Here is a 26,125-nt window from a genome sequence, read left to right on the forward strand (position 1 = left end):
CACCCACCCACCCGGATCCGGTCATGCCTGAGCTGCCTGAGGTCGAGGTGGTACGGCGAGGGCTGGAACGCTTCGTCGTCGGCCGCCGGATCGCTTCGGTGGAGGTTCGCCATCCCCGGCCGGTGCGCCGGCATCTGGCGGGGCCGCGCGACTTCGGTGACCGGCTGGTGGGACGGCGTGTCGTCGCGGCCCGTCGTCGGGGGAAGTACCTCTGGCTCCCACTCGATTCCGGTGACGCCGTTCTGGCCCACCTGGGAATGAGTGGGCAATTCGTCCTCCAAACCCTTGATGCCGGTGATGAACCGCATCTTCGGATACGGTTTCGCTTCGACGATGTTGCCGGCCAAGAACCCATTGAACTTCGTTTTGTCGATCAGCGGATGTTCGGCGGTATGTCGCTCAGTGTCGGGGGCGCGGAACTGCCCGAAGAGATCATTCACATCGCCCGTGATCCGATCGATCCGGAATTCGACGACAAGTCATTCTCGACGGCGGTCAGAAAGCGTCGTACCGGTGTCAAGCGTGCCTTGCTCGACCAGAAATTGATCTCGGGCGTGGGCAACATCTACGCCGATGAGGCGTTGTGGCGGGCTCGTCTTCACTACGCGCGGGCGTCCGAACATCTGCGGCAGGCCGAGATCTCGCGCCTGCTCACGGCGGTCCGCGAGGTGATGTGTTCCGCACTGGAGGCCGGCGGAACCTCCTTTGACCGCTTGTATGTCAACGTCAACGGAGAAAGCGGTTATTTTGAACGCTCGCTCGCGGTCTATGGTCGTGAGGGTGAGCCGTGTGGACGGTGTGGCACACCGGTTCGACGCGAGGCGTTCATGAACCGTTCGTCCTTTACCTGCCGGCGGTGCCAGCCGCGGCCACGGCGCGGACGGTGGTGAGTGGGCAGGTGGGTGTGGACTCCCGGACGTTTCGCGCGAAGGCAGGCAAGCCGTGCTTGACGACGTGCGGTACGTCGCTGTGGTGAACCGTGACGATGACGGGCAGTGTTGATGGTGTGGCGCGATGAGGATGACGTCACGATTCATCAGAGGAATGCCGATGCGGACCTGCTAGTAAGCGATTGGGTGGGTAGCGCGACCATGGAGCTACTTTGCGTGGCCACCCCGTCACCTTGACGGCATGGCCGTCTGATGAGACGCTAGAGAAGCCGCCAGCACTCCCTGCCAAACTTGAGTGCTGTGCCGATTTCTGGCCCATCCTTTCGGTCTCTCAGCGTGGAGGACCCCATATGGCGAAAGCGCTCCTCGGCCACGTCGGTGGCCCTGACCCCCGTCTGGTCTCCGAGGTGCGACGTCTGCAGCAACGAGTTTCGGAGTTGGAGGCGCACGTGATGCGTCTCCAGGCCGAGAACGACTCCCTGAACGCGGCTGTCCACGAAGGACAGCTGCTCACCATCGAAGCGCAGCACGAGCCTGCGCTGACCTGAGGGAGCCGGAGTTCGATCCGCAGACCTGCCTCGACTACCAACGACTGACGGGACGCCTCCAGGAGGCGTCCCGTTTGGTATGTCCGGACCGCTGCACTTGTCGCGGCCGTCACGAAGGTGTGACCTGTCCGACGCCGTTGCGTGCGCGGGTGCGCGTCGGTTTCGGCCAGCGGGCTCGGCGCGAGTATCGTCGGGACGGCCGCCCTCGGCTTCGTGGTCCGCGCGCAACCAAGGAGAGTCGCCCCGTTGTACCTCAAGAGCCTGACGCTCCGCGGGTTCAAGTCGTTCGCGTCCTCGACGACCCTGCACTTCGAGCCAGGCATCACCTGCGTGGTCGGACCCAACGGGTCCGGCAAGAGCAACGTCGTCGACGCCATCGCCTGGGTGATGGGCGAGCAGGGCGCGAAGAGCCTGCGTGGCGGCAAGATGGAAGATGTCATCTTCGCCGGCACGTCGGGGCGGGCTCCGCTCGGGCGTGCCGAGGTCGTCCTCACGATCGACAACACCGATGGCGCTCTGCCGATCGACTACTCCGAGGTCACGATCAGCCGGATCATGTTCCGCAACGGCGGGTCGGAGTACTCCATCAACGGTCAGACCTGCCGGCTGCTCGACATCCAGGAGCTGCTGTCGGACTCCGGCATCGGCCGGGAGATGCACGTCATCGTCGGACAGGGCCAGCTCGACACGATCCTGCACGCGACTCCTGAAGACAGGCGCGGCTTCATCGAGGAGGCCGCCGGCGTCCTCAAGCACCGCAAGCGCAAGGAGAAGGCCCTCCGCAAGCTCGATGCGACCGAGGGCAACCTCACCCGGCTGCAGGACCTGCTCACCGAGATCCGCCGGGCGCTACGCCCGCTCGGCAAGCAGGCCGAGGCGGCGCGCAAGGCGGCGGTCATCCAGGCCGACGCCCGTGATGCTCGCGCCCGGCTCCTTGCCGACGATCTCGTCCAGCTCTCTACCACGCTCGCCCAGGAAGTGGCGGACGAGAACGCGCTCCGCGAGCGCAGGGCGGCCGTCGAGGCCGAGCTGACCGGGTTGCAGCGCGAGGAGGCCGAGCTCGAGGAGGCTCTGCGCGAGGACGCGCCACGGGTGGCACGGGCGCAGGAGACGTGGTACCGCCTGTCCAGCCTGAAGGAGCGGCTCGGCGGCAGCGCCAGCCTGGCGAACGAACGCAGCCGGCACCTGGCCGAGGCCCGCGAGGAGGAGCGCAGCGGCCGCGATCCCGACCAGCTCGAGGCCGACGCCGCTCGTGTCCGTGTGGAGGAGCAGCAGATCGCGGCCGAGGTCGAGGGCCACCAGGTCGCGCTCGACGAGGCGATCGGCTACCGCCAGGCGCAGGAGCGGGCCCACGCCGAGGAGGAACGCCGGATCGCGGCCCTGCTGCGGGCCGCCGCCGACCGCCGGGAGGGACTCGCCAGGCTCGCCGGCCAGGTCGACACCGTACGTAGCCGGCTGGAGACCCGCGAGAACGAGATCGCCCGCCTGACTGCCGCCAGGGTCGAGGCCGAGGCACGTGCCGAGACCGCCGGGGGAGAGTTCACTGCCCTGGAGTCGCAGGTGATGAGCCTCGACGCGGGCGAGAGTGGTCTGGACGCCCAGCATGAGGAGGCCCGTGGCGTCCTCGACGCGCTCAAGGAGCGCCTCGACGCGCTCCGGCAGGCCGAGCAGGAGGCCGAGCGGGAGCGGGCCGCACAGGCGGCGCGCAAGGAGGCTCTCGAGCTCGGCCTGTCCCGCAAGGACGGAGCCGCGGAGCTGCTGGCGGCGACAGACCGGGTTTCAGGACTGCTCGGCTCGGTCGCGGCCCTGCTCTCGGTCGAGCCGGGCTACGAGGCGGCGGTGGCCGGAGCGCTCGGTCGGGCCGCCGACGCCGTCGCGGTCGAGTCGGTCGACGCTGCGGTGGGTGCCCTGCTGCATCTGCGTTCGGAGGATCTCGGCCGGTCCGGGCTTGTCCTCGGTGGCACCAACCCCGTCGCCCAGGACGACCCCCATGCTTGGCCGGCGCTGCCGGTCGGCGCCCGGTACGCCGTGGACGTCGTCTCTGCCCCTGCGGAGATCCTGCCCGCTCTGGTCCGCCTGCTGGCGAAGGTCGCGGTCGTCGACGACCTGGCGGCTGCACGCTCGCTCGTGGCGGACCGGCCCGAGGTCGTCGCGGTGACGCGCGAGGGTGACCTGCTCGGCGTCCACGTAGGTCATGGCGGGTCCGCGGCCCAGCCCAGCCTGCTCGAGGTCCAGGCCGCGGTCGACGATGCCGAGGAGCGGTTGCGGCAGGCTCGTGACCGGGCCGAGCGACTGGGGGCGGAACGCACGGAAGTCGAGCAGGAGCGCGCGGTCGCCAGCAAGCGGGTCGAGGAGACGCTGGCCCGACTTCACGAGTCCGACGCCGAGCTGGCCGCGGTCAGCGAGCGGCTGGGTGAGCTCGGCTCGACCGCCCGGTCCGCCCGGGCGGAGGCCGACCGCCTGGGCACCACGATCGACGAGGCGCGTGCGGCGATGGCGCGCGACCAGGCCGGCCTGGGTGAGCTCGAGGAACGTCTCACCAACGCCGAGGACGCGAGCGACGAAGAGCCCTCCACCGACGAGCGCGACCGGCTCGCCGAGGTCTGCCGCGAGTGCCGGCAGCGCGAGATGGAGGCCCGCCTCGCCCTTCGTACGGCAGAAGAACGCGGCCGGGCACTCTCCGGGCGGGCCGACTCGCTCGAACGCGCCGCCCGCGAGGAGCGGGCCGCGCGTGAGCGCGCCAGGGCGCGCCGCGAGCGCCGGGCCCGCGAGGCCCAGGTGGCGGCCGCGGTCCTGGCTGCTGTGGAGCAGGTACTCGCCCGCCTCGACGTGTCTCTCGCTGCCGCCGGGCGTGAACGCCAGGAGGCCGAGCAGGCGCGCGCCGCCCGAGAGGCGGAGGTCCAGGCGGCCCGGCAGCGAGTGCGCGCCCTCAACGCCGAGCTCGACACGCTCACCGACTCCGTCCACAAGGACGAGATGGCCCGCGCGGAGCAGCGGCTGCGGATCGAGCAGCTGGAGCAGCGCGCCGTCGAGGAGCTGGGCATCGAGCCTGCGACGCTGATGGCGGAGTACGGCCCCGAGGTCCCTGTGCCCCCCTCGATTCCCGTGCCGGGGGAGGAGCAGGAGCAACTGGAGGAGGAGCCGAAGCCGTACGACCGGGCCGAACAGGAGAAGCGGCTCAAGCGGGCCGAACGCGAACTGCGCATCCTGGGCAAGGTCAACCCGCTCGCGCTCGAGGAGTTCGCCGCGATGGAGGAACGCCACAAGTTCCTCACCGAGCAGCTCGAGGATCTCAAGGCGACCCGGAAGGACCTGCTCGAGATCGTCCGCGAGGTCGACGATCGGGTGGAGCAGGTCTTCACGTCGGCCTACCACGACACCGAAAAGCAGTTCGCGGAGATCTTCGGCCGGCTGTTCCCGGGGGGCGAGGGTCGCCTCGTGCTCACCGACCCGGACAACATGCTCACGACCGGCGTCGAGGTCGAGGCCCGCCCGCCGGGCAAGAAGGTCAAGCGCCTGTCCCTGCTCTCCGGCGGGGAGCGGTCGCTCGTGGCGGTGACGTTCCTGGTCGCGCTGTTCAAGGCCCGGCCGAGCCCGTTCTACCTCCTCGACGAGGTCGAGGCCGCGCTCGACGACACCAACCTCGGGCGGTTGCTCGAGCTGTACGAAGAGCTCCGCGAGACCAGTCAGCTCCTGGTCGTCACCCACCAGAAGCGGACGATGGAGGTCGCCGACGCGCTCTACGGCATGTCGATGCGCGGCGACGGTGTCTCGGTCGTGATCAGTCAGCGAATCCGCGAGGCCGAGTCCGCCTGACGTCTGGGTTGTCCGGCGTACGACGGATGGCGGCCGGTCGCGGCCCCCAGTTTGCCTACCTTGGTTAGGCTTCCCTAAGCTGTGCCGGTGTCGAGCGGCGGGTATGCACTCATCGACGCGGGATCCCAGCCCACGCTCATGGCCATCACCGGGAGGCGAGTGACGTGAGCGGACAGCCGGTGCTCACGCCGCCGCGAGTGACCTCCCTGAGGGCAAGCGAGCTGGTCGATCCTGGCCGTCAGGAGCTCGCCGGGCACCTGCGGGAGATCCAGTACGCCTGGTCCTGCACTCCCGCTGTGGCCGCCGCGCTCTTCTGGAAGCAGTACAGCTGGTTTGTCGTGCAGGTCGCGCTGGGGGACCCGCGAGCCGATCTGAGCCTGGCTGCGGTCCAGCTGCAGCTGGCCATGGATCCTCCGTACATCGCCGTGGAGACGACGCCGACCGAGGCGGCGCCCGATGATGATCTCGCCGCCCGTCTGGCCACCCACCTCATCGCCGGCCACCTCAGACCGTTCGTCGAACGGCTGAACGCCATGACCCGTGCGGGGCAGCGGTTGCTGTGGGGTTCGGTCGCGCACGCCCTCGCCTATCCCTTGGCCGAACGCACGACAGACCCGGCGCGGGAGGTCCCGGCGTTCCTCGCAGCGGTCGGTCCCGAGGTTGCCGGCCTGGTCGATGTCGACGCCAGCGGTGAGATCGGACGTCGGACCTGCTGCCTGGCCTTCCGGTGCGGGACGCCGAGCGTGTGCGACTACTGCCCGATCCAGCGGCTCGATCGGCCCGGCCGGCGTGCTGTGGGGTTTGGCGCCGACACCTAGCCGGGGATCGTCCATGTGTGACTGCAGTGGTAGGTGGCTTGTTACTGATCGTGGCTGTTGCCCTGGTCGTCCTGGCGTTGGTCGCGACCATCATCGGCGGCGTTGACCTGCGCAAGGAGCTGGTCCGGCTGGCCAAGCAGGTACGACCAAAGCAGAAGCAGCAACAGGACGACGAGGGTCTGGACAAGGCCGCCTAGCGACGTTCGGCGGTCGAGGAGTTCCGGATGCCGGGACGCAGCGTTCAGTCGAGCAGGGCCGCGACCCGGAGTAGCCATGGCACGGCGACGGTCACGGTCGGTACGGCGACGACGGCCGCGGCTGCGAGATAGCAGAACATCGCGAGCACCCGGTGATCCGCGTGGGGCTCGGCCATTCGGCGTACCCGTTGGAGCGTCCCGGTGCCGCTGGCGGCGAGGCCACCGGCCGGTGCGGCGGTGGCGGAGAGGGCGACGAGTGCCCGCGCCACCGGCTGGGCGCCCACCCGGTCCCGAGCCGCGTCGTCGGCGAGCATCTCGACGAGGAGCTGGTTCTGCCGCAGTGTCGTACGGCCGCGGAAGAAGCGGGGGAACGCCTCGCGGAGAGCGGTGAACGCCTCCAGGACCAGGTCGTGGCGGGCTCGCAGGTGGGCGCGTTCGTGGGCAAGGACGGCGGCGACCTCGGCGCGGCTGAGGCGTTCGAGGGCGCCCGAGGACATGACGACCCTGGGGCGGCGGACGCCGGGCACGCAGTAGGCGAACGGCGTCTCCTCGGCGAGAATCCGCATGCCGGGTACGCCAAGCCCACGAGGGCCGTCAGGTTCCGCCGGGGCGGCGGCTACGAGGTCGAGCAGGTCGCGGTGGCGCCGGCGTCGGGCACGGGTACGAATGGCGACCCGCGCGGTCGTCCAGGCCAGGCGGGCGGCGACGACGCAGGTGAGGGTCGTCACCAGGGTATGGGCCGCGATCTCGGCGGGCCCGGGGAACGGCTGGAACACGATGTCGAGGCCGAGGCTGAGACCCGCGCCGAGCGCGGCGAGGACCGCCGCGAGTGCGAGTGCCTGCCACAGGACGATCGCCGCGCGCGGCACCCGGGAGGGCCAGCTGGCGCGGGCCAGGAGCAACGGCGCCGGTCCGGCGAGCAGGAGGGCGAGGATGCCGAGGATCACCGGTGTCGTCGGCGCGGCGACAGTCATGGCGCGTCGTCGCGCCGCTCGAGGCCGGCGAGGGCGTCGCGCAGGGCGGCGGCCTCCTCCGGAGATGCCTGGTCGACGAAGCGCACGAGGGCGGCGGCCCGGTTGGCGCGGTTGCCGGCGTCGTCGAGCGCTTCGCGCATGAGGCCGGCGATCAGCTGGTCCTTGCCCGCGGCGGCCTCGTAGCGGTAGGCCCGCCCGTCGCGGACCCTGCGTACGACGGACTTCTTGGCGAGCCGGTCGAGCACCGTCATGACCGTGGTGTAGGCGATGTCGCGGTCACGGGCGAGGGTCTCGTGCACTTCGCGGACGGTCACGGGGTCGGGGGCGGACCAGACGAGTTCCATGACGTCGCGTTCGAGGTTGCCCAGCCGTGCCATGGCGCCCATCCTACGACGCCGTGTCGTAGGAGTTCGGCCATGGGAATGTGGGGTCGGCCACGCGGACAAGGAAGGTGATCTGACAACACGAAGATGACCCAGCCGCGCCGGGTGTGACCAAGCTTACGACATAACGTCGTACTACATGCCGTAGTATTTGTGGCATGGACGTCGTGGACCTCGCGCGGTGGCAGTTCGGCCTCACGACGATCTACCACTTCTGGTTCGTCCCGCTCTCGATCGGGCTGTCCGCGATCGTGGCCGGGCTGCAGACCGCCTGGGTGATCACCAAGGCCGAACGGTACCTCGCCCTCACGAGGTTCTTCGGCAAGCTGTTCGTCATCAACTTCGCGGTGGGCATCGTCACCGGGCTCGTTCAGGAGTTCCAGTTCGGCATGAACTGGAGTGCCTACTCCCTTTTCGTGGGTGAGGTCTTCGGCGTGCCGCTCGCGATTGAGGGCCTGCTGGCGTTCTTTCTCGAATCGACGTTCCTGGGGCTGTGGGTCTTCGGGTGGGAACGTCTGCCGAAGCTCGTCCACCTCGGGTGCATCTGGCTGGTCGCGATCGGTACGCAGATCTCGGCGTACGTCATCCTCATGGTCAACGCCTGGATGCAGCACCCGGTCGGCTACCGGCTCGACCCCGCGACCGGACGCGTCCAGCTCACCGACTTCGGTGCGCTGCTCACCAACCCGATGGCGGTGGAGGCGGGTCTGCACACGGCTGCCGCCTGCTTCCTGACCGGCGGCGCCTTCGTGGCGGGATTGGGCTTTTGGCACCTTGCGCGGCGCTGGCGACCGGCGGGGGAGCTCGTGGCGTTCCGGACGGCGGCGAAGCTCGGCGCGGTCGTGACGCTCGTCGCGGGCGCGGCGCTCGCGGTGACGGGCGACTCGATGATGAAGCTCCTGACCCGGCTGCAGCCGATGAAGGTGGCCGCGGCCGAAGGGCTCTTCGCGACCGAACAACCCGCTGGCTTCTCGCTTCTGACGATCGGCACCGCAGACGGTCGACGGGAGCTGTGGAGTATTCGCCTGCCCGAACTGCTGTCTTTCCTCGCGACGGGTGACGTCGGCGGCCGGGTGCACGGGGTCAATGACCTGCAGGAGCGGTACGCGGCGGCCTTCGGCCCCGGCAACTACGTTCCGAACGTCCCGGTGACCTACTGGAGCTTCCGGCTGATGATCGGGCTGGGGGTGCTCGCTGTCGTCCTCGCGCTGGTGGGTCTGCTGCTCTTGCGCCGGCCGAGTCTGCTTGCCCACAAGGTGGTCGGCCCTGCCGCACTCGTCGTCCCGGTCCTGCCGCTGCTGGCGAGCAGCGCCGGTTGGCTCTTCACCGAGGGTGGACGTCAACCATGGCTTGCGTTCGGGTTGTTCCAGACGGCCGACGGGGTGTCGCCGGGCCGGACGGCCGGTGAGGTCGCGTTCTCACTCGCCGTCTTCACGGTGATGTACGGCGCGTTGACCGTGGTCGAGGTCGGGCTGCTCCGCCGAGCGGCGAGCCGGCTTCCTTCCGCACATCCGGCAGAGGAGTCGTATGCAGGGGATGGCACGCAGGAGGACGACGAGGTGCCGGCATGGAGCTGACGACCCTGTGGTTCGGGTTGACCGCGTTCTTCTGGACGAGCTACTTCGTTCTGGAGGGCTTCGACTTCGGCGTCGGCATGCTCGCACGGGTGCTGGGTCGCGACGAGGCGGAGCGCGGTGTCCTGCTCTCGACGATCGGGCCGTTCTGGGACGGCAACGAGGTGTGGCTCGTCGTCGCGGGCGGCACGATGTTCGCGGCATTTCCCGCGTGGTACGCGGGCTTCACCAGCATCTACTACGTGCCGCTGGTCGCGATCCTGGCGGCGCTCATCGTGCGTGGAGTCGCGCTGGAGTATCGCGGCAAGCACGACAACCCGGTGTGGCGGCGCCGCTGCGACCTCGGCGTCGCGCTCGGCTCCCTCGTACCACCACTGGCCTGGGGGGTCGCGCTGGCAGGGGCGGCGCGCGGGCTGCCGCTCGACGCGTCCGGGGAGTACGCCGGTGGCGTGCGGGAGCTCCTTTCTCCATACGCACTGCTGGGTGGCATCGCCTTGCTGGGCTTGTGTCTGGCACATGGCGCGACGTTCCTGCGACTTCGTACGACCGGGGACCTACGTCGCCGGGCCGAGATCGCGCGCCGGCGGATGGGCCCACCCGTGGTCGCGGTGTGCGGCGGATTCCTGGCGTGGACGGCGATCTCGGGCGGCCCGGGTGCCTGGCTCGCAGTCGTGGCGGGCGGCTGCTTGATGATCGGTCTGCTGGTGCGTCACGACCCCCTTGCGTTCGCGGGGACGACCGTCGCAGTGGGCTGCACGATCACGGCGGTGCTGGTGTCGGCGTACCCGGCACTGATTCCGTCGACGCTTGACTCCGGTACCGGCGTGACCGTCACGAGTGCGGCGTCGTCCGGTTACGCGCTGTCGGTCCTTGGTTGGGTGGCGCTCTTCTTCGTTCCGCTCGTGCTGGGTTACCAGGGGTGGAGCTACTGGGTGTTCCGGCGACGGGTCGCAGGATGAGGCCGTTGGACCCGCGCCTGTTGCGGCAGGCGAGAGCGACGGGGCTGTACGTAGGGTTCTGCGTGGCGCTCGGAGCGGCAGCTGCCGGTCTCGTCATCACGCAGGCGAGCTTGTTGGCCGACGGGATCGCGGACGGGTCGCCTGTCCTGGTCCCTCTCGGCGCGGTCGTCGTCGCCCGGGCAGTGCTGATGTGGCTCCAGGAGGTGGCCGCGGGACGTGCCTCGGCCGCTGTCAAGTCGACCTTGCGTCAACGCCTGCTGGCCCATGCTCTTGCCCTTGGCCCGTCCTGGCTCGCGGGCGAACGCAAGGCAGCGTTGACCACACTGGCCACCACCGGCCTGGATGCGCTCGACGGCTACTTCGCCCGGTACCTTCCCCAACTCGTGCTGGCCGTGATCGTGCCGGTTTCGTTGGTGGCGTACATGTTCGGCGTCGATGCGATCGCCGCCGTGACCGTCGGCGCGACGTTGCCGCTGATCCCGGTGTTCATGGCGCTCGTGGGGCTCGCGACGCAGAGCCGGACCAGGCGCCGGTGGCGCGCCCTCGCCGTCCTCGCGCACCACTTCGCCGACACGGTGGCGGGGCTCGCGACCCTCAAGGCGTTCGGTCGGGCGCGGCAACAGGCCCAGCTCCTCCGCCGTAGCTCCGAGCGGCATCGCACGGAATCCCTTGCCACGTTGCGGATCGCCTTCCTGTCCTCGCTGGTGCTCGAACTCCTGTCCACGTTGTCGCTTGCTCTGGTAGCGGTCGGAGTCGGCCTCCGGTTGGTCGACGGGCACCTCGACCTGCACACGGCGGTCCTCGTCCTCGTGCTCGCACCCGAGGCGTACCTCCCACTCCGTCAGGTCGGGACGCACTTCCACGCGAGTGCGGACGGGCTCGCCGCGGCAGACGAGGTGTTCCGGGTGCTGGAGACGCGGGAAGGATCCGACGGGCGGGGGCGCAGCCGCCGACAGAAGACCGTGAGGGACCTGGGCAAGGCGAGCTTGACGGTCGCCGACCTCGAGGTCAGGTATCCCGATCGGGCCGAACCCGCCGTCTCCGGTCTGTCGTTCACGCTGCGTCCGGGTGAACTGCTCGCACTACGCGGGCCGAGCGGTGCGGGGAAGTCCACGGTTCTTGGCGTGCTGCTGGGCTTCGTCGCTCCGACCGCAGGACACGTACGCCTCGGACCGGTCGACGTGGCCGAACTCGACGTCGACGACTGGCGGGCCGGGCTCGCCTGGGTGCCGCAACGTCCTTGCCTGCAAGCCGGAACGGTGGGCTCCAACGTCCGGTTGGGCGCTCCGGATGCGACCGACGCGCAGGTCGGGGCGGCCTTGTCCATTGCGGGCGCCGCCGCGCTCGATCCCGAGCGGCCGGTGGGGGAGCGCGGTTCCGGGCTCTCGGCAGGGCAGGTACGCCGAGTCGCGCTGGCCCGAGCTTTCCTGCGGGCGCAGACGCGTCGGGCAGCGGGCCGCGAGTGCCTACTGCTGCTCGACGAACCCACCGCAGGCATCGATCTCGTCACCGAGCAACGCATCGCCCGCACTCTGCGCGACTCAGGGCACACGACCCTGCTCGTCACCCACCGCCCCGCCCTGCTCACCCTGGCTGACCGGGTCGTGGAGGTCCCTCTGCACAAGGCCCCGACCTCCCGACCCGGCCTGGTGGCGCCCGATCCCATGTGCACGGTGTCGTGATCGCCCTCCGGCTCGCCCTCGCGACCGTCGCCGGTGTCGCCGCGGCGGCGTGTGCGATCGCGTTGCTGGCCACGTCCGCGTGGCTGATCGCGAAAGCGGCCGAACAGCCACCTGTCCTTGCGCTGATGGTGGCCATTGTCCTCGTACGTGCGTTCGCCCTCGGACGTGGCGTCCTTCGTTATGCCGAACGACTGCTCGCCCACGACGCCGCGTACCGGCTCCTGGGTGAGGTGCGGCATCGGACGTACACCCGGTTGGAACGCCTGGCCCCCCACGGGCCCCCGGCCTTCCGCTCCGGCGACCTGATGGCGCGTCTGGTCAACGATGTCGATGCGGTCCTGGATCTCGTCCTGCGGGTCGCTCTCCCTGTCATCGTCGCGGCACTCGCCGGTACCGCCACCGTGACGCTGCTCGCTCTCATCCTTCCGTCCGCAGGCGGAGTGGCGGCGGTCGCTTTGGGGCTCTGCCTGATCGGCGTTCCATGGCTCGTGTCACGGACCGGCCGCCGCGCCGAGCGCGCACGCGCACCTGGGCGGGGCACGCTTGCGGCCAAGACGACCGAGCTGCTCGACGCCGCTCCGGATCTGCTCGCCTACGGCGCGACGGGACCGGCACTGGCGGAACTTCGGGCGACGGACCATGCGCTGCGCCGCGCGGAAGCACGGTCGGCGTGGAGCTCCGGTCTCGGGGGTGCGCTCGTTCTGCTGCTCGTGGGCGCGATCACGTGGTCTGGTCTCGCCCTCGGCGCCCGGGCTGTCGACTCGGGTGAGCTGACCCCGGTCCTCCTGGCCGTCCTCGTCCTGACCCCGCTCGCGCTGGCCGACGTGTGGACAGGACTGCCGCTCGCGGCCGCGGCCGCCGGACGCTCCGCCCCCGCGCTCGCCCGCGTCCGCGCGATCGGACAGGCGGCACCGGTGGTGCGCGAGCCAGCGGTGCCCCGCGCGCTGCCGGAGCCTCCGTACCACCTCCGCGTCACCGACCTCGCCGTGCGCTGGACGCCAACCGCGCCGTGGGTTTTCACCGGTGTCAACCTCGACCTGCCACCGGGACGCAGGGTCGCGCTCGTGGGTCCGACCGGGTGCGGCAAGAGCACGCTCGCGCAGGCGCTGGTGCGGTTCGTCGAACCTGGCCGCGGCAGCATCACGGTCAACGGCGTCGACCTGCGTGAGCTGTCGGGGGACGACGTTCGCCGGATCGTCTGCCTGAGTTCGCAGGAGGCGTACGTCTTCGACACCACGGTCGCGGAGAACCTCCGCCTCGCCCGCCCGGACGCCAGCGAGGACGAGCTTCGCGACGCCCTGCGCAGGGCGAGGTTGCTCACCTTCGTGGAATCGCTTCCAGCCGGCCTCGCCACCCGCCTCGGCGAGCATGGCGTACGTATGTCCGGCGGACAACGCCAGCGCCTCGCCCTCGCCCGCGCCCTGCTCAGCCGGGCACCGGTCCTGATCCTGGACGAGCCGACCGAGCACCTCGACGCCGCGATGGCCGGTGAGCTGACCGTCGACCTGTTGAGCGCCCAACCTCCCGGCCGCACAGTCGTCCTCGTCACGCACCGCCCGGTCCCGCCGGAGTGGGTCGACGAGGTGAAGCGTCTCGAAACCTTTCGACCGATACCGGCCTCTCCTGCCGATGGCAACGTGCGCGAAACCCTGACGTTTGCCGGCTATCGGTAGGGTCCAACGGCAGTGACACTCCTACCCCCCGATGGCTTCGCCATCGGAACCCGCCCCCACCTCAGCATCCGGTGGGCGGGTGCGACGAAGGGACAACAGAACGCATGACTGCGCGGTTTGGTGTATTCGTACCCCAGGGTTGGCGGATGGATCTCACCGAGATCGCCGATCCGGTCGAGCAGTACGAAGCGATGACCGCGGTCGCCAAGGCCGCGGACGCAGGTCCTTGGGACTCGATCTGGGTCTTCGACCATTTCCACACGGTGCCCGAGCCAACTCAGAACACCACGTTCGAATGCTGGACGATCACGTCGACGCTCGTGCGTGACACCCAGCGGATCAACGTCGGTCAGATGGTCGGCTGCAACGGCTACCGCCACCCGGCGCTCTACGCGAAGATCGCTTCCACCGTTGACGTCGCGGCGGGCGGCCGGCTGTACGCGGGCTTCGGCGCGGGTTGGTACGAGCACGAGTGGAAGGCCTACGGCTACGAGTGGACCTCGCTGAAGGACCGGATGGGCGCCTTCCGTGAGGCGACCGAGATCATCTACAAGATGTGGACCGAGGACGCGCCGGTCTTCAACGGCAAGTACTACTCGATCGACAAGCCCTACAACGAGCCCAAGGGCGCCCGCAAGCCCCACCCGTCGTTCTGGATCGGCGGCGGTGGCGAGAAGGTCACGCTGCGGCTCGTCGCGAAGTTCGGCGACGCGGCCAACATCGGTGGCGGGAACCCGGAGACCTTCAAGCACAAGGCGGACATCCTTCGCCAGCACTGCGACAGGGAAGGCCGCAACTACGACGACATCATCAAGTCGACGAGCATCACCGTCTTCCCGGTCGAGAAGGGCGCCGACCTCGAGAAGGTGACGGCGAAGGCGCGCGGGCGGACCAGCCTCGAGGAGTTCAACAAGAACAACGTGATCGGCACGGCGGACGAGATCTCCGCCCAGATCGAGGAGCTCCTGGAAGCCGGCGCTGACTATCTGATCACGTACATCCCTGGTGTGGCCTACGACCACGAACCCCTGCACCGGTTCGCATCCGACGTCATTCCTCGCTTCAGCTAACTGGCATTTCGCGTGGTGCGGGGGTGGGTGCGGCCGTGGTCCGGCGGCCGCGCCCGCCCTCCCACGTGCGCGTTTCGGCGCGGCGGGGGGAACCGGCTAGCGGCCGACCCTTAGCCTGGTGGCTTCCGTAGGCGGCGTAGCCCGCCTGATCCGCCCCCACCGCCTCTCGAGAGTTCCGCGAAATGCCGGCTTCTGCCTCAAAGAAATCATCCGTACCGTTTGTCGCCCTCGTTGCCGTTGTCGCGCTCTGCTTCGCCGCTCTGGCGGCGTGCGCGGGTCAGGACGACGACGCCGGGGGCGCAGCCCCTCGCAAGCCGACGGCCATGAAGACGCCCAGCCGGTCACCGTCGGCGACTCCCAGCCCGACCCCGACCCGCACGGCAGCGACATCCCCGTTGACCGGTCTGTCCGGCAAGTGGCGTAGGCCGGTCCTCGCGGTGAAGATCGACAACGTCGGCCAGGCCCGCCCGCAGACCGGGCTCGCCAGTGCGGACCTCATCTATGTCGAGCAGGTCGAGGCGGGGCTCGCCCGGCTCATGGCGGTCTTCTCGTCCCGGCTGCCCTCCACCGTCGGCCCGGTCCGGAGCGCGCGGGAGTCCGATCTCGAAGTACTCCGCCAGTTCGGCCAGCCCGCGTTCGCGTATTCGGGCGCCAACAGCCGGCTGCTGCCGGTGATCGCGCGGGCGCCCCTCCACGACGTGTCGCCGGCCCATGCGGGTTCGCCGTATTTCCGCGGTGACTCGCGCCCGGCGCCCCACAACCTCTACGCCTCGCCGAAGGGCCTGCTCGCGGACGCGCCCAAGGCGAGCACCGCCCGCGACATCGGATTCCGGTTCGGCGACGCGCCTGAGGGCGGTCGGAAGGTGAGCAGCGAGACCGTGCGGTACCCCGCGTTCCGCGTCGGGTTCCGCTGGTCGGCGAGCGAACGCCGGTGGCTGGTCTCGATGGACGGTGATCCGGTCCGCATGACCGGAGGTGCACCGCCGAAGCCGGCGACCGTCGTGGTGCAGAACGTCGCCCGCAAGCCGTCCAAGCTCGGCGACAAGTGGGGCAACATCACGCCCAACTTCGCGTCGGTGGGCAAGGGCAAGGCGCTCGTCCTCCGGGACGGCCGGGCGTACGACGCCCGCTGGTCGCGGCCACGTGCCACGGGCGGCACGACATTCACGACACCGGCGGGGAAGCCGATGACCTTCGCACCGGGCCAGGTCTGGGTGGTCTTCAAGCTGCCGTCGTAGCCACCACGGGCCCTACGTAGTTGCGCGCACTACTACTCCTCGCCTAGGGTCTGCGTATGTGATCGAACGACTGATGCAGGTCGGGTTCTCCTCCCAGGAGGCGCGCGTCTATGTCGCCCTCCTACGCCAGCCCTCGGCGACCGGTTACGAGATCGCCAAGGTGGCCGGCCTGCAGCGGGCGAACGTCTACCAGGTCCTCGCCGGGCTCAGCGACCGCGGCGTCGTCGAGCAGGTCAGCGACTCGCCGGCCCGCTTCGTCGCCCTGCCACCCGCGGAGGTCCTCGGCCGCGTCAAGCGCGAGACCGCCTCGCGCTGCGAGGCGTTGATCGTCGACCTGGCCGCCATGGCCACGCCCTCCGAGCCGGCCGCCTTCTGGACCCTGCGGGGTCGCGACGCCGTCCTTGAACGCGCCGGAGCGCTCGTTGCCGACGCCCGCGAACGGGTGGCCGTCTGTGTCATGGCCGACGACCTGGCCTGGCTCGGGCCGGCCCTGCGTTCGGCCGCGCAGACCGGTTGTCAGGTCGTCGTCAACGTCTTCGGCGACGTACCCGTCGACTTCGGCGACGTCTACCGGCACGAGCCGCAGGACATGACGGTCAGCGGGCACGTCCTGACCCTCGCCGTCGACTCGACCACGGCGCTGATCGCCTCGCTCGACGAACCCGCGGGTGCGGTCTACACCGCGCATCCCGCCCTTTTGCGGGTCGTCGAGAAACTCATCCGCGACGAGGCGTACCTCGCCGCCATCTACGAACGCCTACGCCCGGAACTGGAAGGCGCCTTCGGCCGGCACCTGGTCGAGCTGCGGGCACGCCTGCTCCCACCCGACCAGGCCAGCCGGCTGATGTCCGTCGTCGGCTTCGGCGCTGACCCCGCCACCGTCAACGAGCTCCTACCCGACTGACCTGGCGCTTTTGCCGTACCTGCCGACGAATTCCTCCGTACGAACGAAGGGACTGCCATGGGTGCCGTCATCATCGTGGATGCCATGTGGGGCGACTCCGGCAAGGGCAAGGTGTGCGCACACCTTGCCAGGCGCGACAACGTGCCGTTGACGGTACGTGCGGGGGTGGGAACGAACGCGGGCGCGAGCGTGACCCTCGACGACGGGACCCTGGTCAAGGCCAGGCAGCTGCCGACCGGATGGCTCAACCCGTCGACCACGGTGGCCGTGGGGTCGGGCGTCCTCGTCGACCCGGAGGTCTTCCTCGCCGAGGTTTCGCGGTTCGACCTGGCCGGGCGGGCGCTGGTCGACGGGCGCTGTGCCCTCATCACCCCCGACCACATCGCCGCCGAGCGCAAGGACGCCCATCTCGCCGGCGTGGTCGGCTCCACGTGTACGGGCAACGGTGCTGCACGAGCAGACTTCATCCTGCGCCGAGCGAGGCAGGCGCGGGAGCTCCCGGACCTGGCGCCCTATGTGACCGATGTCGCCAAGGCCGTCAACGCGGCGGCGCGGGACGGTGACGTGCTCGTCGAGGGTTCTCAGGGAACCCTGCTGTCATTGGCGTTCAGCTCGGAGTATCCGTACACGACCTCCGACAACTGCACCGCCGCGGCTGCGATGGATGACGTCGGACTCAACTGGCAGCTCGTCTCGGACGTGGTGATGGTGGTCAAGGCACTGCCGACACGAGCGGGTGAAGGCCCGTTGCCGTTCGAGCTGTGCGAGCAGGAGATTCTGCGTCGCGGTGTGGCGGAGTACGGCGTCGTGACGGGGCGTCCGCGACGCAAGGCTGCGCGCCTCGACTGGGGTCTGTTGGAGTACGCCACGATGCTGAACGGGCCGACCAAGATCGCCCTGACGTTCTGCGACCACGCTGATCCGCACATGCGCGGCGCCCGCTCGGCAGCCGACGTCACGGCACCCGTGCGGGCGTTGATCGATCGGGTGGAGGACGTGACCGGTGCTCCGGTGACGCTCCTCGACACGGGACCGCGACTGTCCGACATGATCGATCTCGCGAGTGGTGTGACCTGACCTGATCAGGCGTGGCGCACGACGGGTCTGCGCCCCATCGGGAACATCGCGCGGGGGCGGGGCGGCGCCGTCGAAGCTTGCCGGTCGACGCTGGGTTGCCTGCCGGCTCAGTGTTCGTCGGCGCTGGGTGGTCGTTCGGGGTCGACGGTGTAGGTGTGGCCGAGGGGGCTTTGGGTGGTGAGGTGGCCTGGCTGGTTTTGCGTCCACCACCAGCCGGCTTCGTGTTTGGCGCGGTGGTGTCGTCGGCACAGTGGGGCCAAGTTGCACAGGCAGCTGGGTCCGTCGAGGCGGTGTTCGATGGTGTGGTCGAGGTCGCAGGCGGTTGCGGGTCTGGAGCAGCCGGGTTGGGCGCAGGTGCGGTGGGTGGCCTGGATGAGGCGGCGTTGGGCCGGGGTGGGTTTGTAGCGGCGGCTGGAAGCCTGGTGGTAGACGACCTTGTCGTTGATGGTGACGGTGCGGCAGTATTCGAACCCGCCTGCTGCGGCGTTCTTGATGTCGTCGATCACGGCGGGGGTGATGGCGCCGAGGCCGGCGAGTTCGCCTGCCTTTTCGCCGAGGCGGAGCCAGGTTTCGAGGTCGGCGATGAGTTCGACCTTGGCCACCAGGTGCTCGTCGCCTGTCTCGACACACTTTCCGCCATCACCGGGGTCATCCAGGTCAATCCCGGTGTCGAGACCTGACCATGCCTTGCCGGCGGTGACGTCTGCGCGGCCGTCGAGGTCGATGTCCGCACCCGCGGCAGGTCTCTGCGAGGCTGCGTCATCGGAGGGTCCTGCGTGATCAGGGGGTTCTGCGTGATCAGAGGGTTCTGCGGTTCCGTTGGGGGCAGTCGTCTCGGCACCGGAAGCAGATCCGTCGGTGGATCCGGGCGTAGCGGGGTTGGGGTGGCGGCCGCGGAGGAGGTCGAGGAACACGTCGGCCTCGATCTGGGCCAACGTCCTGCCATCACCATCGCTCTTGATGCGTTTGGCGAGGGTCTTGACGAACACCCTGGCCGCCGCGGTGCCAGCCATCGGCAGGTCCTGTCCCGTGATGCTGCCGGTGCCGTCCACTCCCGCACCGAACCGGATCCGTCTGCCCTGCTGCGCCTCCCGCCGACGCTGCTCGGCACCGTCCGGGTCGAGCTCCAGCACTTTCCGCCGCAGCCGCCGCACCAACTGCGCCCGAGTCAAACCCATCCCGACCGCAGCGTCAGCAGCAAGGATGAACTCCTCCGCCACCCGCGCCAGTTCCGGTGACAGACAGCACGTCTCCTCGGCGATCGCCCGCGCCTTGCCCAGATTGATGGTCCCCTCCGCGAGTGCGGCCCGAGTGCCTGGGAGTCGTTCGGTCAACTCGAACGCGAACGACAAATCCCGATCAGCCGACCACGGCGACATGCACAACGCCGCCCCCACCTCCGCAGACGCGAACTCACCAAACGTCTCCAACAACTCAGGTGGCGAATCCGGCTCACACGCAGGCGACCGCGCCACAAACGCCATCGCCCCATACAGCTGCGCGTTCGACCACGACACCTGCCGCTCCCAGGCGGCCATCACCACCACACGCGCATGACCATTGATCGCCGCCATGTCGATCCCCGCCAACACAGCGGCAAGCTCAGGACCCGGCGCGGCCGACGCCAGCACCGAGAAGTCCACACCCCCGTGGTCGAACATATCAGCGATTCTACCGAATCGTGACCACAAGATCAACTGTCTGCCGAGACGCGATCACTGCCGGAACTCCTCGATGCACAAGGGGATCTGCCCGCTCGCGCGGCGGGGCGATCGTGGTAGCGGGCCCCATGTGTCCGCTCGAGGTGGGTGGATCGGCAAAGGTGCTGAGCGCCCGGCCGCTCGAGGTGGGCGGATCCGCAAGGTGCTGGACGCCCAGCCCACTCGCGGATCCGCCTCCCCCCTTGCCGGGTGGCCACGATCGACCTGCGGCAGGACCCACCCCCTGGCCCCGACCCGGGATCGCACCACCCACGAGGCAGGTCGGTGCCGGCGTCATCCGGTTACACCGCCGCCCTTGTTCAGAGGCCGCCGTGGTACGCCTCCAGCCGCCCGACAGAACCTCGCGTAACCAAAAGGGGTTACTGCGCGACAATGTTGGTATCGACGCCGACGCTGCCGCCCGCCTCGTCCAGAAGCTTCGCGAATTCACGCGTACGCAGCTGGATGGGGAGGAGCGTGCCCTGCTGGCGATCCTTCTCGCGCCAGGTGTCGCACAGGCGTACGCAGAAGAAGATCTCGGTGAGGACATTCCGGCAACCCACTGGGATCCGCAGCGGCTGCCCGAGAGCCTCACTCAGGCATTGCGACGCTCGGACCTGCGAGTCACCGGTCTCTGCGGCGATCCTGGTATCAGCGAGAATGCGGGCGAACCACGAGATCGCCACGAACCTCGCCATCAACCGTAGATCGCCCGGCGCGCCGTTTCCTCGCACAACGGACAGCGTTCGGCATGTCGCGCGCCCGCGGTGGTGCCACCTTCGTTGACGATCGGCCCGAGTTCAGGGCACCGGATGCCGGCGCCCGCGGCCAGCAGGCGTAGGACCAACGCGGCCCGCAACCGGCGCCGGGCGCGATGCAGGACCACCTTGGCCGCGCCGTGTTTGACCCGCAGGGCAGCGGCGACGTCGGCAACCTCGAATCCGAGGGTCACCAGGCTCAGGGCGAGGGCGTCCCGTTGGGAGAGTCCGATGACGAGCCCGTTGACCAACGCCGCCATGTCCCGTAGGGCTGCGAGCTCGGCCGGGTCAGTTGTGTCGGACGTGACGACATCATCGTCGTTGAGTTCCTCGAGCCCGACGCGGTTCTGGTGTCTGCGGATGTCGACCGCGGTGTGTCGGGCAATTGCCAACAGCCACGGCCGGAATCGTTCGGGGTCGCGGAGTTTGTCCAACGAGGCAAGGGCGCGCGCGAATGTCTCCTGCACGGCGTCCGCGATCCGCTCCGGATCGCGGAGCTGGTCGCGGACGGCGAGGTGCACGGCACGGACGTTCTCGCGGTACAGGGGGGTGAACGCCTCCCGGTCGCCTGACCGAACCGCCTCGACAAGCGAGGCGACATCGGTGTCGGTCACGGCGCCTCCCCCCTGGCCCGATCGCGTCGCACCCTTATGGAACCCCAAGCCGGCGGCGAGCCGTGTGGACATGGGACAAAGTTCTGCGACTGATATCAGCTCGGGCCGTGAGACTGTGGGCCCCCGACTGTGGGCGGTGCCTGCGGGCAGGCGTGCGGTCTGGGAGTATGAACGACCGTGGAGTACGTCGTCGTCGCCATCGTCGTTGTCATCGTTCTCGCTGGTGTGATCGTCGGCCTGTTGGCCCGCGGTCGCCGCCGCAAGGGCGCCGCCACCCGGCCACCGGAGCAGCAGGGCCCCCCGCCGCGGGGTGGGCACGGTGTCGGCCTCGCGGACGAACGCGAGGACTCCCACCCACCCGCCGCCACGGACCGGCCGCACCCCCCGCAGGGCGGTGCCGTCAGCGCAGATGAGCTCGCGCTCGAGGAGCCCGTCGCGCCGGTCGTCGAACGCCCCGCCCCGGTGCAGGGCCGGCTGGTCCGGCTCCGGTCGCGACTCGCCCAGTCGCAGTCGACGCTCGGCCAGGGACTGCTCGCCCTGCTCTCGCGGGACCGCATCGACGACGCCACCTGGGAGGAGATCGAGGACACCCTGCTCGCCGCCGACGTCGGCGTCGGTCCCACCCAGGAGCTGGTCGAGCACCTCCGCACCCGCGTCCGGGTCGAGGGCGTTGCGAGCCCGCAGGAGGCCAAGGCGATCCTGCGCGCGGAGCTGGTCGCGCTGGTGGGCGCTGACCTCGACCGTTCCCTTCATGTCGTACGCACCGAAGCGATGCCGGCGGTCGTTCTCGTCGTCGGCGTCAACGGAACCGGCAAGACGACCACTGTGGGCAAGTTGGCGCGGGTGTTCGTCGCCGAGGACAAGGACGTCATCCTCGGTGCGGCCGACACGTTCCGCGCGGCGGCGGTCGACCAGCTGGCCACGTGGGGCGACCGGGTGGGCGTACCCACCGTGCGGGGATCCGAGGGCGGTGACCCCGCCAGCGTGGCGTTCGAGGCGGTGAAGGCCGGAATCGAGCAGGAGGTCGACGTGGTGATCGTCGACACCGCCGGCCGCCTGCACACCAAAACCGGATTGATGGACGAACTCGGCAAGATCAAGCGGGTGGTCGAGAAGCAGACTCCGGTCTCGGAGGTGTTGCTCGTCATCGACGCGACGACCGGCCAGAACGGTCTGACACAGGCGCGGGTCTTCGCCGAGGTCGTGGATGTCACCGGGATCGTCCTCACCAAGCTCGACACCACGGCCAAGGGCGGAATCATCGTTGCTGTGCAACGCGAGCTCGGCGTACCCGTCAAGCTGGTGACGTTGGGCGAAGGTGCCGACGACCTGGCCCCGTTCGAACCGGAAGCCTTCGTCGACGCGCTGCTCGGCGACTGAAGCCAGACCGAGCCCGAGACCGAGACTGAACGCGAGACTGGGAGCGAGGAGAAGACCCGACATGGGCGACGAGAAGGACCTGCTCACCCGCCACCGCGAGGTTATGCCCGCGTGGATGGCGCTCTACTACGACGAGCCGTTGGAGATCGTCGGCGGTGAGGGACGCCGGCTGACCGGCGGCGACGGCAAGGTCTACCTCGACTTCTTCGCCGGCATCCTGACCAACTCCCTCGGCTACGGCGTACCCGAGATCAACGCCGCGGTCCAACGCCAGCTCGCGAGCGGTGTGTTGCACACGTCGACCGCCTATCTCGGCAGGGCCCAGGTGGAATACGCCGAGCGGATCGCCCAACTGTCCGGCATCCCCGACGCGAAGGTTTTCTTCACCAACTCGGGCACCGAGGCCAACGAAGCGGCCCTGCTCCTTGCCACCCATCACCGGCGCAGCAACCAGGTCATTGCCCTGCGAAACTCCTACCACGGCAGGGCGTTCGCGACGGTCGCCATCACCGGCAACCGGAGCTGGGGCACCTCGTCGCTCTCCCCGGTGCACGTCAGCTGGGTCCACGGCGGCTACCGCTACCGCAGCCCGTTCCGGGACCTGAACGACACCGACTACATCCAGGCGTGTGTCGAGGACCTGCGTGACGTGCTCCTGACCACGACCGCGGGCGATGTCGCCTGCATGATCGTCGAGCCGATCCAGGGTGTGGGTGGGTTCACGGTCCCGCCCGACGGGATGTACGCGGCCATGAAGGAGGTCCTCGACGACTACGGCATCCTTCTGGTCGCCGACGAGGTCCAGACCGGCTGGGGGCGTACCGGCGACTCCTTCTGGGGTTACCAGGCGCACGATGTCGTGCCCGACCTCATGACGTTCGCGAAGGGCGCCGCGGGCGGGCTCGCGATCGGTGGCGTGGTGGCGCGCGGCGACATCATGGACGGGCTGGCCGCCAACTCGCTGTCGACGTTCGGCGGCAACCCGCTCGCGATGGCCGTCGGCAACGCCGTGCTCGACTACATCCTCGACCACGATCTGCAGTCCCACGCCGCCAAGGTGGGCGGCAAGCTGCTGAGCGGCCTGCGTACCTGCGCCGACGAGCTTCGGGTGGTCGGCGATGTGCGCGGCAAGGGGCTGATGATCGGGATCGAGCTCGTCGAGCCGGGTGGTACGACGCCGAGCCCTCGGGTGGCCGGTCTCGTCATGGAGGAGTGCCGCCGCGGCGGTCTGCTGGTGGGCAAGGGCGGCTTGCACGGCAACGTGATCCGGCTCGGCCCACCGCTGACGCTCACCGAGGACGAGGCCGACGAAGGGCTAGGAATCCTGGCCGATGCGCTCGCCACTGTGAACAGCGCGGCTATCCCCGCCTAGCGCCTCGCTCACCCTTTGCCCGCCGCCGCGACGGGTGGGACGACCGGGCGGCGGGTGGGACGACCGGGCGGCGGGTGGGACGACCGGGCGGCGGGGACGCGCTGCCCCCTCGTGGTCGATTGAGCTCTGTGATCATGATCGTGATCATGAAGGTTGTGTGGACACCTGGCCCCTTTTGCCTTCACAGTCCGGTCTGGCTTCATGATCATGGGAGGTCTGGCGTCGGCCACACCGCGTCGCCTTGGCGGCCGGCGCTGGCGTCGCGTTCCGGCGAAGCTCGCTTCCAGTGGCAGCGGAATAGCCGCGGCTTGCGTGATCATGAAGGCGTTCGGGCACATGAAGGCGTTCGGGCACATGGCCCCGTTGCGCTTCATGGTCTCTGTCATGATCACCGTCGCGTCGTGGTCGGCGTAGTCAGCGCCATGGCTCAGCGGCACTGGTCACCGTCTGGTTCAGCGGCGTTGATCAGCGTCATGATCACTGGATGGAGTCACTTGCGGGTTAACCCCGGCACACGCTGGAAAAGCCTTGTGCACAAAGGGAAGCCGGCGCTGTCCGATGCTGGCCTAACCTGCTCGTAAGCTTTCGATATCGGGCGTGGAGCGACACAATCGGGCGCCATGACCTCATCACAACCGCGGTCTGAGACCCGCATCTCCCGGCGGCACGCCCTTCAACTCGCCGGAGCCGGCGGGACGGCCTGGCTTCTCATGTCCTGCCAACGAGGTGGCGGTGGCGGTTCCGGCGCCGGTGCGCAGGTCGCCGAGTTCCACGGCGGCACGGCGTTCCAGGTGCCGCCGAAGGGTCACTTCAACCTCATGGACGGCGTCACCGACTCGATTCTCGGCGACCATTTCTACATCGACCTCATCCTCGCTCCCGGCGCGATGTTCCGGTGGAAGGAACAGACCTGGGAGCCGATGCTCGCCGAGAAGTGGAACACCGACGAGGCGGCGAGCACGTTCACCATGACGCTCCGCAAGGGACTCACGTGGAGCGACGGCAAGCCGATCACGAGCCGGGACGCGCTCACGACGTACTGGTGCCTGCGGATCATGCGCAACTCCCTCTGGGAGTACATCGACAAGGTGGAGGCACCCGACGACCACACGGTCGTGCTCACCATGCGCAAGCCCTCGACCGTCGTCGAACGTTACGTCCTGCGTCAGCGTCTCCACTCCGACGCGACCTACGGCGAGTGGGCGCGCAAGGCCGAGCAGCTCTTCGCCGACGGCAAGGACCTCGACACGCCCGAGGGCAAGAAGCTCAACGAGGAGTTCCAGGCGTACCGGCCGAAGGAGGCGATCGCCTCCGGCCCGTTCACCTACGACTACGACAGCATCACCAACGCGCAGCTGAGTCTGGTCAAGAACCCCAAGGGGTACGCGGCGGACAAGGTGGCCTTCGACAAGGTGGTCGTCTTCAACGGCGAGACACCGACGATCACGCCGATCGTGCTGGCCCGCAATCTCGACTACGCCACCCACGGCTTCCCGGTCGCCACCGAGAAGCAGATGATCAAGACGGGGTTCCGGATCATCCGCCCGCCGGTGTACTCCGGCCCGGCGCTGCTCATGAACCTCGACAAGCTGAAGGAGTTCGGCGACGTCCGGGCACGGCAGGCGCTCGCCCACGCGGTCGACCGGAACCAGAACGGCCAGGTCTCCCTCGCCGACTCCGGCGTAGGTGTCGAGTACATGGCCGGATTCTCCGACAACCTCGTCCCCGAGTGGCTCTCGACGCAGGACCAGGACCGGTTGGAGAAGTACTCCTACGACCAGGACAAGGCCGCCGACCTGCTGGCCCAGGCGGGCTGGACGAAGGACGGCAAGCAGTGGTTGACACCGGACGGTGAGCCGGCGCGCTACGAGCTCAGCTTCCCGGCGGAGTACGCCGACTGGTCCGCCGCCGGGCAGAACGCCGCCAAGCAGCTCTCGGCGTTCGGCATCGCCGTCACCGCGCGCGGCGTCACCGAGGCGCAGCAGCCGATCGACGTCGACAAGGGCGCCTTCGACCTCGCGATCCAGGCGTGGGGGACGTCGGCCCACCCGCACCCCCACTTCGCGTTCGTCCAGGACCTGTTCACGCACAACATCCCGGTCGCGGCCAACCAGGGCGGTCGGGGCATGGGGTTCGAGCTGGAGCAGACCACGAAGGCGCTCGGCGAGGTCGACCTCGAAAGGCTTGTGATCGAGGCGGGCGAAGGCTTGGACGAGGCCGCGCAGAAGAAGAGCGTGACCAACATCGCTCTTGCCTTCAACGAGTTGCTGCCGATGATCCCGCTGTTCGAGAGGTACGGAAACAATCCGTGCCTGGAGGGTGAGCGCGCCGGGAAGTGGCCGCCGGACAGCGATCCGATCCTGCAGAACTCACCGTACGCCGACAACTTCACGATCATGCTGATGTACGCAGGACGGCTGACCCCGGCGAAAGGCGCCAAGTGATCGGGTTTCCACGGACCGACGGACAACCCTTCGACTGGCCCCGCCGCCGGATCG

At 69.1% G+C, this 26,125-nt stretch carries 21 protein-coding genes; 16 read left to right on the forward strand and 5 right to left on the reverse strand.

Going from position 1 to position 26,125, the window contains the following annotated elements:
* The first annotated feature begins 23 nt into the window (after positions 1–23).
* From mutM to ABN028_RS02445, 5 genes are all read left to right on the forward strand, one after another.
* Positions 24–890: a bifunctional DNA-formamidopyrimidine glycosylase/DNA-(apurinic or apyrimidinic site) lyase gene (gene mutM / locus ABN028_RS02425; RefSeq protein WP_349695693.1), complete on the forward strand. Its 867-nt coding sequence runs from the start codon at positions 24–26 to the stop codon at positions 888–890.
* A 350-nt stretch (positions 891–1,240) separates the two neighbouring features.
* The gene (locus ABN028_RS02430) at positions 1,241–1,438 is read left to right on the forward strand and encodes a hypothetical protein (protein WP_349326254.1); all 198 of its coding nucleotides are present in this window, start codon (positions 1,241–1,243) and stop codon (positions 1,436–1,438) included.
* Between the two features lie 246 nt (positions 1,439–1,684).
* A complete protein-coding gene (gene smc / locus ABN028_RS02435) occupies positions 1,685–5,254 on the forward strand; it encodes a chromosome segregation protein SMC (RefSeq protein WP_349695471.1) in 3,570 nt (1,189 codons plus the stop codon).
* Positions 5,255–5,418: 164 nt separating this feature from the next.
* Complete coding sequence (locus ABN028_RS02440; RefSeq protein WP_349695472.1) at positions 5,419–6,072, forward strand: IucA/IucC family C-terminal-domain containing protein; 654 nt, start codon at positions 5,419–5,421, stop codon at positions 6,070–6,072.
* Between the two features lie 17 nt (positions 6,073–6,089).
* Complete coding sequence (locus ABN028_RS02445; protein ID WP_349690646.1) at positions 6,090–6,269, forward strand: hypothetical protein; 180 nt, start codon at positions 6,090–6,092, stop codon at positions 6,267–6,269.
* Positions 6,270–6,313: 44 nt separating this feature from the next.
* Here ABN028_RS02445 and ABN028_RS02450 read toward each other — a convergent pair whose 3' ends face one another.
* Positions 6,314–7,243 (reverse strand): M56 family metallopeptidase, encoded by a 930-nt coding sequence (locus tag ABN028_RS02450; RefSeq protein ID WP_349695473.1) that lies wholly within the window; start codon positions 7,241–7,243, stop codon positions 6,314–6,316.
* Entirely contained in the window at positions 7,240–7,620 is a 381-nt protein-coding gene (locus ABN028_RS02455; RefSeq protein WP_349326259.1) for a BlaI/MecI/CopY family transcriptional regulator, read from the reverse strand. The genes ABN028_RS02450 and ABN028_RS02455 overlap by 4 nt, the downstream gene beginning before the upstream one ends.
* A gap of 164 nt (positions 7,621–7,784) precedes the next feature.
* Between ABN028_RS02455 and ABN028_RS02460 the strand changes: the two genes are divergently transcribed.
* The 8 genes from ABN028_RS02460 (at position 7,785) to ABN028_RS02495 (ending at position 17,803) form a co-directional block, all read left to right on the forward strand.
* Positions 7,785–9,203: a cytochrome ubiquinol oxidase subunit I gene (locus ABN028_RS02460; protein ID WP_349695474.1), complete on the forward strand. Its 1,419-nt coding sequence runs from the start codon at positions 7,785–7,787 to the stop codon at positions 9,201–9,203.
* Positions 9,194–10,159 (forward strand): cytochrome d ubiquinol oxidase subunit II, encoded by a 966-nt coding sequence (gene cydB / locus ABN028_RS02465; RefSeq protein ID WP_349695475.1) that lies wholly within the window; start codon positions 9,194–9,196, stop codon positions 10,157–10,159. The genes ABN028_RS02460 and cydB overlap by 10 nt, the downstream gene beginning before the upstream one ends.
* The gene (gene cydD / locus ABN028_RS02470) at positions 10,156–11,841 is read left to right on the forward strand and encodes a thiol reductant ABC exporter subunit CydD (RefSeq protein ID WP_349695476.1); all 1,686 of its coding nucleotides are present in this window, start codon (positions 10,156–10,158) and stop codon (positions 11,839–11,841) included. The genes cydB and cydD overlap by 4 nt, the downstream gene beginning before the upstream one ends.
* Positions 11,838–13,514: a thiol reductant ABC exporter subunit CydC gene (cydC, locus tag ABN028_RS02475; protein ID WP_349695477.1), complete on the forward strand. Its 1,677-nt coding sequence runs from the start codon at positions 11,838–11,840 to the stop codon at positions 13,512–13,514. Before cydD ends, cydC begins: the two co-directional genes overlap by 4 nt.
* Before the next feature lie 104 nt (positions 13,515–13,618).
* Positions 13,619–14,584, forward strand: coding sequence for an LLM class F420-dependent oxidoreductase (locus ABN028_RS02480; RefSeq protein WP_349695478.1), 966 nt, complete (start codon positions 13,619–13,621; stop codon positions 14,582–14,584).
* A gap of 323 nt (positions 14,585–14,907) precedes the next feature.
* A complete protein-coding gene (locus ABN028_RS02485) occupies positions 14,908–15,822 on the forward strand; it encodes a DUF3048 domain-containing protein (protein WP_349695479.1) in 915 nt (304 codons plus the stop codon).
* A 58-nt stretch (positions 15,823–15,880) separates the two neighbouring features.
* The gene (locus tag ABN028_RS02490; protein WP_349695480.1) at positions 15,881–16,726 is read left to right on the forward strand and encodes a TrmB family transcriptional regulator; all 846 of its coding nucleotides are present in this window, start codon (positions 15,881–15,883) and stop codon (positions 16,724–16,726) included.
* Between the two features lie 57 nt (positions 16,727–16,783).
* The gene (locus tag ABN028_RS02495; RefSeq protein ID WP_349326267.1) at positions 16,784–17,803 is read left to right on the forward strand and encodes an adenylosuccinate synthetase; all 1,020 of its coding nucleotides are present in this window, start codon (positions 16,784–16,786) and stop codon (positions 17,801–17,803) included.
* A 107-nt stretch (positions 17,804–17,910) separates the two neighbouring features.
* Here the strand turns inward: ABN028_RS02495 and ABN028_RS02500 are convergent, their stop codons facing one another.
* The 3 genes from ABN028_RS02500 to ABN028_RS02510 form a co-directional block, all read right to left on the reverse strand.
* On the reverse strand, positions 17,911–19,464 hold the full coding sequence (locus tag ABN028_RS02500) for an HNH endonuclease signature motif containing protein (RefSeq protein WP_349695481.1): 1,554 nt from the start codon (positions 19,462–19,464) through the stop codon (positions 17,911–17,913).
* Between the two features lie 419 nt (positions 19,465–19,883).
* Positions 19,884–20,201, reverse strand: a complete 318-nt coding sequence (locus tag ABN028_RS02505; RefSeq protein WP_349326269.1) for a hypothetical protein — start codon at positions 20,199–20,201, stop codon at positions 19,884–19,886.
* Entirely contained in the window at positions 20,201–20,875 is a 675-nt protein-coding gene (locus tag ABN028_RS02510; RefSeq protein WP_349326270.1) for an RNA polymerase sigma factor, read from the reverse strand. Before ABN028_RS02510 ends, ABN028_RS02505 begins: the two co-directional genes overlap by 1 nt.
* A gap of 177 nt (positions 20,876–21,052) precedes the next feature.
* On the opposite strand from ABN028_RS02510, the gene ftsY reads away from it, so the two are divergent.
* The 3 genes from ftsY to ABN028_RS02525 all read left to right on the forward strand — a co-directional run bounded on the left by ftsY (position 21,053) and on the right by ABN028_RS02525 (position 26,071).
* Complete coding sequence (ftsY, locus tag ABN028_RS02515; RefSeq protein WP_349326271.1) at positions 21,053–22,255, forward strand: signal recognition particle-docking protein FtsY; 1,203 nt, start codon at positions 21,053–21,055, stop codon at positions 22,253–22,255.
* A 61-nt stretch (positions 22,256–22,316) separates the two neighbouring features.
* Positions 22,317–23,627, forward strand: a complete 1,311-nt coding sequence (locus tag ABN028_RS02520; protein ID WP_349326272.1) for an aspartate aminotransferase family protein — start codon at positions 22,317–22,319, stop codon at positions 23,625–23,627.
* A 620-nt stretch (positions 23,628–24,247) separates the two neighbouring features.
* Positions 24,248–26,071, forward strand: coding sequence for an ABC transporter substrate-binding protein (locus ABN028_RS02525; RefSeq protein ID WP_349695482.1), 1,824 nt, complete (start codon positions 24,248–24,250; stop codon positions 26,069–26,071).
* The last annotated feature ends 54 nt before the right edge of the window (positions 26,072–26,125 follow it).

Source organism: Actinopolymorpha sp. B17G11, assembly GCF_040196095.1.
Taxonomy (GTDB): domain Bacteria; phylum Actinomycetota; class Actinomycetes; order Propionibacteriales; family Actinopolymorphaceae; genus Thermasporomyces.

Coding starts and splice junctions, on each gene's coding strand:
- ABN028_RS02485 (WP_349695479.1), top strand. CDS start 14,908: ATGAAGACGCCCAGCCGGTCACCGTCGGCGACTCCCAGCCCGACCCCG.
- cydD (WP_349695476.1), top strand. CDS start 10,156: ATGAGGCCGTTGGACCCGCGCCTGTTGCGGCAGGCGAGAGCGACGGGG.
- ABN028_RS02430 (WP_349326254.1), top strand. CDS start 1,241: ATGGCGAAAGCGCTCCTCGGCCACGTCGGTGGCCCTGACCCCCGTCTG.
- ABN028_RS02480 (WP_349695478.1), top strand. CDS start 13,619: ATGACTGCGCGGTTTGGTGTATTCGTACCCCAGGGTTGGCGGATGGAT.
- ABN028_RS02500 (WP_349695481.1), bottom strand. CDS start 19,464: ATGTTCGACCACGGGGGTGTGGACTTCTCGGTGCTGGCGTCGGCCGCG.
- ABN028_RS02495 (WP_349326267.1), top strand. CDS start 16,784: ATGGGTGCCGTCATCATCGTGGATGCCATGTGGGGCGACTCCGGCAAG.
- mutM (WP_349695693.1), top strand. CDS start 24: ATGCCTGAGCTGCCTGAGGTCGAGGTGGTACGGCGAGGGCTGGAACGC.
- ABN028_RS02505 (WP_349326269.1), bottom strand. CDS start 20,201: ATGGCGAGGTTCGTGGCGATCTCGTGGTTCGCCCGCATTCTCGCTGAT.
- ABN028_RS02455 (WP_349326259.1), bottom strand. CDS start 7,620: ATGGCACGGCTGGGCAACCTCGAACGCGACGTCATGGAACTCGTCTGG.
- ABN028_RS02520 (WP_349326272.1), top strand. CDS start 22,317: ATGGGCGACGAGAAGGACCTGCTCACCCGCCACCGCGAGGTTATGCCC.
- ABN028_RS02525 (WP_349695482.1), top strand. CDS start 24,248: ATGACCTCATCACAACCGCGGTCTGAGACCCGCATCTCCCGGCGGCAC.
- ABN028_RS02460 (WP_349695474.1), top strand. CDS start 7,785: ATGGACGTCGTGGACCTCGCGCGGTGGCAGTTCGGCCTCACGACGATC.
- ABN028_RS02450 (WP_349695473.1), bottom strand. CDS start 7,243: ATGACTGTCGCCGCGCCGACGACACCGGTGATCCTCGGCATCCTCGCC.
- cydB (WP_349695475.1), top strand. CDS start 9,194: ATGGAGCTGACGACCCTGTGGTTCGGGTTGACCGCGTTCTTCTGGACG.